This is a genomic window from Kouleothrix sp. 19917 (assembly GCF_057073505.1).
Genome location: NZ_CP097099.1, coordinates 4,361,746 through 4,374,638 on the forward strand (window position 1 = coordinate 4,361,746; position 12,893 = coordinate 4,374,638).

Below are 12,893 nucleotides of genomic sequence, written 5' to 3' on the forward strand. Positions count from 1 at the left end.
GATGGCAGTTTGCAGCTTGCAGTAGCACGAATGTGAACTGCGGACTGCGGGCTGCGGACTGCCTACTAACTTACACGAACGCGAAATACCCGACCAGCACGACCACGCCGACAAAGAACACCCAGGCGTAGTTGCGGATGTAGCCCGTCTGGCCGCGCCGGAAGATGCCCGCCAGCCCGCCAAAGGCGCGCCCCACGCCATCCACCAGCGTGTTGTCGATGCCCTGCTGGTCGAACACAGTCGCCAGGAAGCCGCCAATCATATGGTAGCCGCGCACCAGCACCCGGTTGTAGAACCAGTCGAAGCCCCAGGCCAGCTCAGCGCCGCGCCAGATGTCGCCGGCATAGTAGTAGCCCGGGTCTTCCTTGGCTGGCTTGATCTTGCTTTCCAGCACCCGCGCATACAGGTACCAGCCGCCATACATCGAGGCACCGGCCAGCAGCGTCACCACGGTGGCCAGCACGCCCTTGCCCACCGTGTAGGGGGCGGCTTCTTCGCCCAGCACCGGGTGCAGGAAGGTTTCAAGCCAGTGGAGGCCTGGCAGGTTCATCACGCCGGCAATCGCCGCGCCAATGCCCAGGATGATCAGCACATTCTTCATGCTGCCGGTGCTTTCGTGGGCGTGCGCGGCGTGGTCGTCGCGCGGCTTGCCCCAGAAGACCAGCGCCACCTGGCGGCCCATATAGAAGGCCGTCATCAGCGAGGCGAGGATCAGGATCACGCCAGCGAAGGGATTGCCAACATCAAAGGCGTGCGCAATGATCTCGTCCTTGCTCCAGAAGCCAGCGAAGGGGAAAATACCCGCCAGCGCCAGCGAGCCGACCATATAGGTCCAGAAGGTGGTTGGCATGCGCGTGCGCAGGCCGCCCATGCGGCGCATGTCCTGCGTTTCGTGCGTGCCGTGGATGATCGAGGCCGAGCCCAGGAACAGAAGCGCCTTGAACACGCCGTGCGTGAGCAGATGGAACATACCGGCGACATACGCGCCCATGCCCACCGCCGCGACCATATAGCCCAGCTGCGAAACGGTTGAGTAGGCCAGCACGCGCTTGATATCCCACTGCGTCACTGCCGCCGTGGCCGCCAGCAAAGCCGTCAGCACGCCAATGCCCGCCACCCAGCCATTCACGCCATTGCTGGCCTCGAACAGTGTGTGGTTGCGCGCAATCAGGTAGACGCCCGAGGTGACCATGGTGGCGGCGTGAATGAGCGCCGAAACCGGCGTAGGGCCGGCCATTGCGTCGGGCAGCCACACAAACAGCGGGATCTGCGCCGACTTGCCAGTCACACCAATCAGCATCAGGAAGGTGATCAGCGTCACCATGCTCATCGCGCCAAAGATGCCAACATTCACCACCTGTGCGCGCGCTTGCTCGGCGCCCTCAAGGTAGCCGCCAACGCCGCCCGCCTGGTTGTAGAAGGTCAGCGTGCCAAAGGTGGCGAAAATCGCCATCATGGCCAGCAGCATGCCGGCGTCGCCAACGCGGTTGGCAACAAACGCCTTCACCGCCGCTTCCGAAGGCACAATGCCGGGCGGCACGCTCTTCCGGTCGAACCAGTGGCTGATCAGCAGGAACGAGCACAGGCCCACGCCTTCCCAGCCGAGGAACAGCAGCAGCATGTTGTCGCCCATAATCAGGAAGAGCATGGCGACAATGAACAGGTTCAGGTAGGCGAAGTAGCGCACCGGGCGGGCATCGCCGTGCATGTAGCCAATCGAGAAGAAGTGGATCAGGCCGCCCACGCCCGTCACCAGCAGCGCCATCACCGCCGTGAGCTGATCGAACAGAAAGCCGAACGGCACGCGGAACGCGCCAATCGTCATCCATTCCCACAGCACAAAGTCGATATGCTGCGACGCGCCCTCGGCACCTTCGGCCCCGGCAACCTGCAGCGACTGCAGCACCACAATCGAGGCGATCGTGGCGATGAATGAAAGCGCGACCATTGCGCTCGCCAGCAGCCCGGCCTGGCGCTCGTTGCGGATCACAAAGGTGTTCAGCAAAAAGCCCAGAAACGGGAACAGCGGGATGAGCACGACAATCCAGGTCAGGTCAGACATCTGCGTTCCTCGACAATACCGACCACTAAGCCCCGCCACCCGGCCGCACATGTCGCGGTCGCTGGCCGTCGGCGTCGGTCGTCATTACCCTTTGAGCGTATTAATCTCGTCGATATCGGTGGTGCGCTTGGAGCGGAAGATCGTCACCAGCAGCGCCAGGCCCACGGCCACTTCGGCGGCGGCAACAGTGATCACGAAAAACACCAGGATCTGGCCATTTGCCGACTGCCAGCGCTGCGCAAACGCCACCAGCGCGAGGTTGGCCGAGTTGAGCATCATCTCAACCGACATAAACACGATCAGCGCATTGCGGCGGGTTAGCACGCCCACCACGCCAAGCGTGAACAGCACCGCGCTCAGCAGCACATAGTAGCTCACAGGAACCATTGCTCTCTCCCGAACGTTGCTTGCCGACTAGGGCTTCGGATTCTCGACCTGGTGCTGGTGCAGCACCACCACGCCCACCAGCGCCGCCAGCAGGATCACCGAGGTGATCTCGAAGGGCAGCAGGTAGGTGCTGAACAGTGCTTCGCCAATCTTCACCGGCGTGGCGAAATCGGCCACCTGGTTGGCGGCATCGGCCAGGTTGGTGTTGGCGCGGGCAAAGAACACATACAGCGCCTCGGCCAGCAGCAGCGCAGCCATCAGCAGCGCCAGCGGCCGCTGCCAGCCCAGCCGATCCTGCTCGTCTTCGGCGCGCTCGGCGCCCAGCAGCATCACCACAAACAGGAACAGCACAATGATCGCGCCAGCATAGACGATCAGCTGCACCGCAAACAGGAAGGGCGCGTTCAGCAGCAGGTACAGCACCGCAATCGAGCTGAAGTTCAGCAGCATAAACAGCGCGCTATGCACCGCGTTGCGGCTCAGCAGCATCGCCACCGCGCCAATGATCGCAACCAGCGCCGTGATGACAAAGACAACGAATTCCATACGTTCTCCGATTTACGATTTTGGATTTACGATTGTGGATTTCGGCTTTACGGCTGGTTCAGCGCACTCGTAAATCGTAAATCGTCAATCGTAAATGGCAATCGGCAATCTACAAATCGATCTGGGCGGGCGGGCTTGGCCGGCGGTTGAGCTGCTGCAGAATCGGCGGGATCTCGCCATGGCCCTTGTCGGCCGGCACCAGGAGCATGTCCTTGGTATAGATCGACGATTTGCGGTCGTAGAACGACAGCTCATACTGGTGCTCAAGCACAATCGCGTTGGTTGGGCAGGCATCTTCGCAGTAGCCGCAGAAGATGCAGCGCAGCATGTTGATCTCATACGTGGCGGCAAAGCGTTCGCCCGGCGAGTTCGGCTGCTCGGGGTTGTTTTCGGCCGGCACCACCAGGATCGCGTCGGCCGGGCATGCCGCCGCGCACAGCGCGCAGCCGATACAGCGCTCCATGCCGTTCTCAAAGCGCTTCAGCTCGTGGCGGCCACGGAAGCGCTCGCGCACCGGGCGCTTGACTTCCGGGTACTGCACGGTGACGGGCTTCTTGAAGAGATATTTCAGGGTTGTGCCCAGACCTTTGACAATTTCGCCGAGCATAGATTTCTCCGTAGTAGCTTGTTCGCTTGCCGCGCGGGCTTACTTGGCGGTAGGGGCGCTCTTCTTCACCAGCGTAACCTGGCCGACGGCGGGCTTGCGCGGGCCATTCACCACCGACACGCCCACCACCACGGCCACGCCAATCACAAAGGCGATAATGCCAGCAATGATCTTGTCGGGAACGAGCACATTCACCACGGCGGTCATCGCCACGTTGAACAGCGCCATCGGCAGCAGGATCTTCCAGCCCAGGTTCATCAGCTGGTCGTAGCGCACGCGCGGCACGGTGGCGCGCACCCACACCGACAGGAACGACAGCAGCGTGACTTTCAGCAGGAAGGCACCCAGCGACAGCAGGCCGAACACGGCGTTGCCGGCAAACTGCCCGACGTTCGCGCTGACGAACTGCGACAGCGTGTACAGGCCGGGAAAGTGCCAGCCGCCCAGGAACAGCGTCACGGCGATGGCGTTCATCGCCACAAGCTTGATATATTCCGACATAAAGAACAGCGCGAATTTCATCGAGCCGAACTCGGTGTTGTAGCCGCCAACCAGCTCCTGCTCGGCCTCGACCAGGTCGAAGGGCGCGCGCACCACCTCGGCGGTGGACGACAGCAGGAAGATAATAAAGCCCAGGAACTGCGGCACAATGAACCACCAGCCCCACTGCTTGTTGACGATCTCGGCGGTGCTGAAGCTCTCGGCCTGCATCACCACGGCCAGCACCGAAAGGCCCAGCGCCAGCTCGTAGGAAATGACCTGGGCCGAGGCGCGCACGCCACCCAGCATCGAGTACTTGTTGTTCGACGACCAGCCCGCAATCGCGATGCCATACACGCCAACCGAGGTAACGGCCAGCAGGTACAGAATGCCAATGCTGATTTCGGCCAGCTGCAGGAAGTTGCTGCCACCTGCCGGCGCGCAGCCGCCCAGCGGCAGCACACCATCGCCGCCCACCGGCCAGCAGCCGAGCGGGATCGTCGCCCAGATGATCAGCGCGGGGATGGTGGCGAAGGCCGGCGAGATCAGGTACACCCACTTGTCGGCCAGCGCGGGCGTGACATCTTCCTTGAAGAAGAGCTTCACGGCGTCGGCGGCGGGCTGCAGAAAGCCGCCAAGCAGCTTGCGCCCACCCGGCAGCGGGATGTAGCCGGCGCGGTTCGGCCCAACGCGGTTCTGCAAGCGCGCCAGCAGGATGCGCTCGAACAGCGTGAAGTAGGCGAACAGCGTCGTCGTCGCCAGCGCCAGCACCAGGCACTTGACGATCAGGATGATGATGTCGAGGAAGGACATTTCCCCTCCGTTAGCAGGTTTGCAGGTTTGAACGGTGCAGAAGCGCGCTGCCAGCACAGGCCATTCGTGGCGAGCACAGGCGCGGCTGCTCGCTACTCCGTTTTGCCAACACTCACGCGCGTCTGCGGGCCAGTCAGCAGGCTCCCCAGGTCGGCGCCCTTCACCAGCGGCAGCAGCACCACGCCCGCGCCCAGGCCCGAGTCGATCTGCGCCCGCAGGTCGAGCGCGCCGGCCGCCGAGCTTACGCGCACGGTTTCGCCAATACCCACGCCCAGGCGCTGCGCGTCGGCCACGCTCAGAATAACGTGCGCCGGCACAGCGCGGGCCGCCAGCTTCGAGTCGCGCATCCACTCGCCGCCGTCGTAGGCGCGCACCGCCGTGATCAGCGTCAGCGGGAACTGCTCGTCGGCGGCGGGCGCAGCTGGCTCGCGGTAGGCAAGCTGGAACACGCTCCTGCCATCGTCGGCCAGGGTCGGCAGCTGCACACCCACGCCTTCGGTGTTCTCGTAGGATGTGCCGTCGTAGTAGAAAGCTTCGTTCGGCTGGCGGCCCCACGATTTGCGCGTCAGCTCCAGGCTGGTGTAGCTGGTGCCCTTGTAGCCGGCCACCGTGCTGCTGATCTCGTCGGCCACGTCGCTGGCGACGACGTAGCCCCAGCCCGAGGGCGGGGCAGCCACGGCAACGGCAGTGTTCGATTCGGCGGCGCGGGCTTTGGCGCTTTTCTTGGCGGGCGCGACAACCGCCGGTGAGGCCGGCTCCATCGCCAGCACGGCGCGGGCAACATCCTGGAACAGCGCCCAGTCGGCCGGGGCATCGCCCTCGGCGCGGCGGGCCTGCCGGAAACGCTGCACGCGGCGCTCGGCATTCGTGAAGGTACCATCGCGCTCGATAAAAGTCGCGGCCGGCAGCACCACATCGGCCAGTTCGGCCGTCTCGGTCATAAACAGGTCTTGCACCACCAGGAACTCCAGCTTGCCAAGCGCGTCGGCAACCGCCTTGCTCGACTTGGCCGGGTTCATGCCAGCGATGTACATACCTTTCAGCGTATCGGCGCGGGCGGCGTCCCACATTTCGCGGGCGCCCATGCCGGCGGCAACCACCGCGCCACCTGCGCCACGGTCGGGCCGCACGCCCATGTCGAGCGCGCCGCGCGTATTGCCTTCGGCAGTCAGCGCGATCAGGCCGTTGTTGGCGCGGCCGGCTTTGCCGCCCACCAGCGCCAGGTTCGCCAGCGCCTGCGTGAAGGCCGGGCCAGCGCCCAGCGCCGCGCGACCATAGACGATGATGCCGTTTTCGGCGGCGACGAAGCTGCCGGCAATTGCGCGAATGGCGTCTTCGGCCACGCCAGCAGCGGCAGCCAGCTCGCTCAGCGGCTTGCCGCTCACGCTGCGCTTCAGCTCGTCGGTGCCGCGCAGGCGTGCCGCCAGGGCTTCGTTCGCGCTGCCTTCGCTCAGGATGGCGCTCAGCAATGCCTGCACAAACGCGATCTCCGCGCCGGCCTTTACCGTCACGGCATTCTTGGCGAAGCGCGCCAGCTTGGTCGGGTAGGGGTTTACCACCGTCAGGTCGCCGCCACGGTCGGCAATGCCGCGCAGACGCAGCACATACAGCGGCGCTTCTTCCTCGGGGTCGGCCCCGATCACCAGCACCGCCGTGCCTTTGCCCAGCGTCATCAGGTTGGTGCCCGCGCCGACGCCCAGGATGTTCGGCAGGTCGTCGAGGCCGGCTGGCTCGTCGGGCGTGCCGCGCCGGTGGTCGATATTGTTCGAGCCAAGCACTTCGCGGAACAGCTTGCCAAACAGGAACAGGTCTTCGTTGGCGAGCTGCGCACCGGCCAGGCCGCCGAGCGCGTTCGCGCCATAGTTCGCGCGGATCAGCGTCAGCCGGTCGGCAACATAGCGCGCCGCTTCGTCCCAGGTTGCCGCCGCCCAGTTGTTGCCACGGCGGATCATCGGGGTTTTCAGGCGTTCGCCGCTGGCGATGTAGCGCATGCCATAGCGGCCTTTGTCGCAGTTCCAGATCTCGTTGACGAAGTCGTTCTCACGCGGCATCACGCGCATCAGGTCGTTGTAGCGCATATCAATCGAGATATCGCAGCCAACCGAGCAGTGGTTGCAGACGCTCGGGGTCGAGCGCAGTTCCCACACGCGTGCCTTGAAGCGGAAGTCGGAGCTGGTGAGCGCGCCCACCGGGCAGATGTCGGTGGTGTTGCCCGAGAACTTCGAGTCGAAGCCCGGCTCGCTCTTCGAGATGATTTCCCAGTTGCGCCCGCGATTATCGAAACCCAGCACCGGGTCGCCGGCGATCTCGTCCTGAAAGCGCACGCAGCGCGCACACAGGATGCAGCGCTCGCGGTCGAGGTAGATCAGGTCGCCCAGCGGCACGGGCTTGACGTTGTGGTGCTTGTCGGAATAATCGAAGCGCGAGTTGCCGGGGCCCCATTCCATCGTCAGGTTCTGGAGCGGGCACTCGCCGCCTTTGTCGCACACTGGGCAGTCGAGCGGGTGCGAGGTCAGCAGGAATTCCAGCACGCCGCGCTGCGCGAACTCAACGCGCTCGCCCACCGTCTTCACCACCATGCCCTCGCTGACGGGCGTGACGCAGCCGGCCTGCAGCTTGTTCGCCATCAGCGCCAGCTCGGGCTTGCCGTCGGCGCCAATCACCGGCTGGCGGGTCGCAGGGTCCATCTTCGGGGTATAAACCTCGACCAGGCACATGCGGCACATGCCAACCGGCTTCATTTTGGGGTGGTAGCAGAACACCGGGATCGCCACCCCGCCCACGCGCGCCGCGTCCACCACGTTCGTGCCAGCTGGGACGCTCACCGTCTGGCCATCTATCGTTAGGGTCACATCAGGCATAGTTTCCCGCCTTTATGGGTCGAAATCGAGTCAACCGTGCGTTCGAAAGCTTCGGGCTAGTGCCGCGACGAAACAAGCGGAATGGCGTTGCGGCCATTGCCGGCCGGTGCCGCGCCAATCTTGCCTTCAAACTCTTCGGGGAAGAGCTTCAGCGCGCTCTTGATCGGCATCACTGCGCTTTCGCCCAGCAGGCAGAAGCAGTTGCCGGCCATCTGGTTGTAGATATCGTGAAGCGTCGGGATGTCGCTGGCGCGACCGTGGCCCGCGTTCATGCGGTGCAGCACGCTCACCAGCCAGGTGGTGCCTTCGCGGCAGGGCGTGCACTTGCCACACGACTCGTGCTTGAAGAATTCGTCCATCTTGTAGGCCGTCTCAACCGCGCTGGTTGTTTCGTCCAGCACAATCACCGCGCCCGAGCCAAGCATCGAGCCAGCCGCCGCCACGCCTTCGTAGTCGAGCGTGACATCAAGGTGCTGCTCGGTCAGCCACGGGGCCGACGCGCCGCCCGGAATGATGATCTTGACCTTGCGGTCGCCGCGCATGCCCGCGCCATAGGCCGGGTCGTAGATCAGCTCACGTAGCGTGCGGCCAAAAGGCAATTCGTAGTTACCGGGCTTGTTCACGTGGCCCGAAAGCGAAAACGCCTTGGTGCCCGGGCTTTTCTCGGTGCCGAAAGTGCGGTACCACGCCACGCCCTTTTCGATGATGCGCGGCACGTTCGCCAGCGTTTCGACGTTGTTGATGATCGTCGGCTTGGCGTACAGACCGGCCACGGCGGGGAAGGGCGGCTTCAGGCGCGGCTGGCCGATCTTGCCTTCGAGCGACTCCATCAGCGCGGTTTCTTCGCCGCAGATATACGCGCCCGCGCCGCGATGGACGTAGATGTCGAGGTCGTAGCCGGTGCCAAGAATATCTTTGCCAAGAAAGCCTTTGTCGTAGGCCGACTTGATTGCGCGCTCCAGCGTGCGCGCGCCGTGCGCGAACTCGCCGCGAATGTAGATATAGGCGGTGTGCGCCTCGATCGCATAGGCCGAGATCGCCACGCCTTCGATAAGCTGGTGCGGGTTTTTATCGATGATCTGGTGGTTGTTGAAGGTGCCCGGCTCGCTTTCGTCGGCGTTGCAGAGCAGGTAGCGCGGGTAGACACCCTTGGGCAGGAAGCTCCACTTCACGCCGGTGGGGAAGCCAGCGCCGCCGCGACCGCGCAGACCCGCGTCTTTCACCATCTGCATCACGTCGGCTGGCGTTTTTTCCTTCAGCGCTGCTCGCAGCGACTCGTAGCCGCCGTGCTTCAGGTAGACCTCAAAATCCCCGATGTCGGGGATGTCGAGGTCGCGCATCACGATATGTTCAGTCATCGGGGGCATGGCACACACTTTCCAGGCCGATCGACAGGCACTCGTCTATGGCGATAAACAGGCATATAAAAGGGGCCTCTTTGCGGACGCTAATGTACCATTTCCGTTCCTTCGTGTCAAATCGCACAAACCTTACAGATGCGCTAGAGCGCGATCGAATCGACGCTTATTTCGAAAGTTTCCGCTTGACAAAGTTTCTTTATTAGCATATGCTAACCCGCGCTCGAAGATGATGCTAATACGCACTGTATCAACCGCAAACCTCGAGGAGCCCTGTATGCGAATCGCCCCCCGCAGATCACTCGTCGCCGCTGGCGCCACTGCCCTGGCGCTCGCACTCGCCGCCTGTGGCGGCCAGCCCGCCGCCGTTGCGCCCACTGCCGCGTCCGCCGCCCTTCCTACCGCCGCGCCCGCCGCTGTTGCGCCCACCACCGGCACGGCCGCCAGGCTCGACGGCATTAAAACCTACCTGCTTGGCAAAGTTGCCGACCTGAAGGCCAGCAGCGCCGCGCTCAAGGCCTCATCCGACAGCTACTACGCGCTGGCTAAAGAAGCCAACTTCGACTATGCCGCGCTGCGCGACCAGCACGGCGCTGAGGTTGCCACCACGCTTCAAGCGGCGCGCAGCCAGTGGAAAACTGCCAGCCCGCTCTACGAGCAGGTCGAAGGCGTGGTGGCCGGCGTGCCCAGCCTGGCCGAGTACGACCTGATCCTCGACGCGGGCGCATCCGGCGCAGAAGGTGGCGACTCGGTCGTGCCGTTCGACCTGACGCTGCCCGACGGGCGCGTGCTGCCCAAGCCCGGCAACCTGTTTGGCGTCACCGAAAGCACGCTGTGGGGCACCTACGCCGACTTCACCGCCAAAGACGTGACCATGGACGTGGATGGCGACGGCAAGGACAGCCTGGGCGATGTGCTGCCCGACGCAAACGTGCTCAAGGCCGCCGCCGACGCGCTCGACAGCTATGTCGGCCAGCTCGAAGGCAGCGCGCAAACATGGCAGCCCACCGACTCGGATGCCTTCACCGCGCTGGTGGTAATGGTGCCAACCATGAACGAATATTTCGACTCGTGGAAGAACTCGCGCTTTGTCGCGGGCGACACGAGCACCCAGCGCGACTTCGTGGCGATTTCGCGCCTAGCCGATATTCAGGACATTCTTTCGGGTTTGCAGGTCGTGTATGGCGAGGTCAGCCCGCAAGTGGCGAATGTCGATGCCGCGCAGGCTGCGCAGGCCGGCCAGCGCCTGAACGACCTCAAGGCGTTTGTGGCCGATGTCTACCAGCAGGAGCAGGGCGGCAAGCGCTTCTCGCCCGAAGAAGCCGACCTGCTTGGCGCTGAGGCGCAGAACCGCGCGACCGCAATTGCCGGCCAGCTCACCCAGCTTTCGGCCCAGCTCAATGTGCCGCTGCAAGGACAATAAGCCATGCGCCGCTTGCCACTGATTCTGCTCGCGCTCCTGCTGCTGCTGGCCTACGCGCCCATCACCAGCGCGGCAACAATCGCGCCCGCCCAGGCCGCCGAAACCGTGCGCGCCGAGCTGGTGCGCGCCCAGCTTGCGCTCGCCAGCGACCCGGCCCGCGCCCAAAGCGCGCTCGATGCCGCCCAGAGCGCCTACGCCGCCACGCTGGCCGATCCGTTCGGGAGCACCCTGCCCGCAATCGACGAACGCGCCCGCGCTGGCTTTGCCGCCGCGCAAAGCGCGCTCGAATCTGCCGACGCACCGGCCTTTGCGGCAGCGCGCGCCAGCACATGGGCTGCGCTGCTGGCTGGCGGCTACGGCATGGTCGAACACGCGCTGGCCGCCAACGACGCCGCGAGTGCCCAAAGCTGGCTGCCACTGCGCGAGTTCCGCCACGCCACGCGCTTTTCGCGTCCCGACTCCGACGCAACGCTGGCGGTGGCTGCCGCCGCCGCTGGCACGCGTCCGGCCGCCGAAGCGCTCGACGCCGTGCGCGCCGACCTGCTCGATACCTATCAGGCACGCCTGACCGAGGCCATTCACGACCTGAGCACCGCCGACGCCCAGGGCTTTGCCACCCGCCGCAGCGAGGCCGCCGCCCTGGCCGACGGCTATTTCGCCATTCTTGCGCCGGCCTACGCCGCGCAGCGCGGCGACGCGGCCCTGCAAACCGCTCAGGCGGCGTTTGCCGCATTGGGGCGCGCCGCCCACGATGGCAGCGCCCTTGCGCCCGCGCTCGCGCCAGTGGAAAACGCCCTGCGCGGCTTCCGCGCCGCGCCACTGAGCGCCGCCGACCAGGCCCGCCGGGCCGGGCAGCTCCAGCGCTTCCTGGCGCTGGTGCCGGTGGAATACGGGCGCGGCGTCAGCAACGGCCAGGTCACACAAGACCTCGAAATCCGCGAAGCAACCACCTTCCGCGATGGCGCAGCCGCCGCCTTTGCCGACCTGCAAACCGCGCTCGACGCCCGCGACCCCGCCGCGACCACACGTGCCGCCGCGCTGTTCGGCACACTTGAGCAGCAGCTTGCCGGCGCCAGCGCGAACAAAGATGTTCCCGACCCCGACGACGTGCAGGCCACAGTCGACGAACTCACCACCACGCTGCACGGCGTTATGCCTGCCGAGTGGCAGAAACGCGACACTGCCGGCGACTTCGACGTGATCAGCACCATGCTCGACCAGATGGTCGCGGCAGCCAGCGCCGGCCAGTATGAGCTGGCCGAATCGGCGCGGCTGGAATCCTATGCGGTGCTGGAAAGCGGCCCCGAGGCGCGGCTGGTTGTATTCGCACCGCAGTTCAAGGCCCCGCTGGAAGACCTGTTCTGGTACGGTCAGGGCGACAACAAAGGGCTCGCCTACCTGATCGAGCAGCGCGCCCCCCTGAGCGACATTCAGGTCAGCCGCGCCGCCCTCGACCGCGAGCTGGCCGCCGCGCAGGCCGCGCTCGGCTCGACCAACGCGCCCGTGGCAGTCGCCTCGAACGCGGCGATCATTGTCTTCCGCGAAGGGCTGGAAGCCGTACTGATTCTTGCCTCGCTGATGGGCAGCCTGAAGCAGGGCGAGCAGCGGCGCTACCGCCGGCCATTGTGGTGGGGCGCAGCGGCGGCGTTTGGCGTCACCGTGCTGACATGGCTGCTGGCGCGTGGCGTGCTGGCCTCGCTGGCGCGCTATGGCGAGCGGCTGGAAGCGATCGTTTCGCTGATTGCGATTGCGGTGCTGCTGCTGATCACCAACTGGTTCTTCCACAAGGTCTACTGGACTGGCTGGATGGCGAATTTCCACACCCGCAAGCGCCGCATCATCGGCGGCGAGATGGGCCAGTGGCTGGGCCTGGCAACGCTGGGCTTCACCAGCATCTACCGCGAAGGCTTTGAAACCGTGCTGTTTCTGCAGGCGCTGGTGCTCGAAGCCGGCACCCCCGTGGTGCTGGGCGGCGTGGCGCTTGGCCTGGGCGGCACTGCGCTGGTGGGGCTGGTGGTGTTTGCGCTGCAGGCGCGGCTGCCCTACAAGCGCATGCTAATCGTCACCGGCATTATGATCGGCGGCGTGCTGCTGCAAATGGTTGGCAACACTGCGCATGTCATGCAGGTGGTTGGCTGGCTGTCCATCCACCCGATCCGCTCACTGGAGCTGCCCTACTGGACGGGTATGTGGTTTGGGCTGTATGCCACCTGGGAAGGCATTGGCTTGCAGGTGGCGGCAGCAGTGTTTGTGATCGGCAGCTACTTCCTGGCCGAACACATGCAGCGCCAGCGCCCGGCCCCGGCCCGCGCCGCGCAGCCCACCCGCAAGGTGGCCTGATGCGCTTTCAGCGCAG

General features: G+C 64.9%; 8 protein-coding genes and 1 pseudogene. 2 read left to right on the forward strand and 7 right to left on the reverse strand.

The features are described 5' to 3' along the window. Window positions 1-70: 70 nt before the first annotated feature. The 7 genes and pseudogenes from nuoL to nuoF all read right to left on the reverse strand — a co-directional run bounded on the left by nuoL (window position 71) and on the right by nuoF (window position 9,123). On the reverse strand, window positions 71-2,062 hold the full coding sequence (nuoL, locus tag M1P90_RS17850) for an NADH-quinone oxidoreductase subunit L (RefSeq protein ID WP_483696638.1): 1,992 nt from the start codon (window positions 2,060-2,062) through the stop codon (window positions 71-73). An 84-nt stretch (window positions 2,063-2,146) separates the two neighbouring features. Further along, a complete protein-coding gene (nuoK, locus tag M1P90_RS17855) occupies window positions 2,147-2,449 on the reverse strand; it encodes an NADH-quinone oxidoreductase subunit NuoK (RefSeq protein WP_483696639.1) in 303 nt (100 codons plus the stop codon). Between the two features lie 27 nt (window positions 2,450-2,476). After that, window positions 2,477-2,995: an NADH-quinone oxidoreductase subunit J gene (locus M1P90_RS17860; protein WP_483696640.1), complete on the reverse strand. Its 519-nt coding sequence runs from the start codon at window positions 2,993-2,995 to the stop codon at window positions 2,477-2,479. 109 nt (window positions 2,996-3,104) lie between these two features. Further along, a pseudogene (gene nuoI, locus M1P90_RS17865) lies at window positions 3,105-3,608 on the reverse strand (NADH-quinone oxidoreductase subunit NuoI); the annotation flags it as partial. Window positions 3,609-3,641: 33 nt separating this feature from the next. After that, the gene (gene nuoH, locus M1P90_RS17870; protein WP_483696641.1) at window positions 3,642-4,895 is read right to left on the reverse strand and encodes an NADH-quinone oxidoreductase subunit NuoH; all 1,254 of its coding nucleotides are present in this window, start codon (window positions 4,893-4,895) and stop codon (window positions 3,642-3,644) included. Between the two features lie 92 nt (window positions 4,896-4,987). Then, window positions 4,988-7,756, reverse strand: a complete 2,769-nt coding sequence (nuoG, locus tag M1P90_RS17875; RefSeq protein ID WP_483696642.1) for an NADH-quinone oxidoreductase subunit NuoG — start codon at window positions 7,754-7,756, stop codon at window positions 4,988-4,990. Between the two features lie 56 nt (window positions 7,757-7,812). After that, on the reverse strand, window positions 7,813-9,123 hold the full coding sequence (gene nuoF / locus M1P90_RS17880) for an NADH-quinone oxidoreductase subunit NuoF (RefSeq protein WP_483696643.1): 1,311 nt from the start codon (window positions 9,121-9,123) through the stop codon (window positions 7,813-7,815). Between the two features lie 268 nt (window positions 9,124-9,391). On the opposite strand from nuoF, the gene M1P90_RS17885 reads away from it, so the two are divergent. Together M1P90_RS17885 and M1P90_RS17890 are read left to right on the forward strand one after the other, a co-directional pair. After that, window positions 9,392-10,537, forward strand: coding sequence for an imelysin family protein (locus M1P90_RS17885; protein WP_483696644.1), 1,146 nt, complete (start codon window positions 9,392-9,394; stop codon window positions 10,535-10,537). A 3-nt stretch (window positions 10,538-10,540) separates the two neighbouring features. Beyond that, a complete protein-coding gene (locus M1P90_RS17890) occupies window positions 10,541-12,877 on the forward strand; it encodes an FTR1 family protein (protein WP_483696645.1) in 2,337 nt (778 codons plus the stop codon). Window positions 12,878-12,893: the final 16 nt, after the last annotated feature.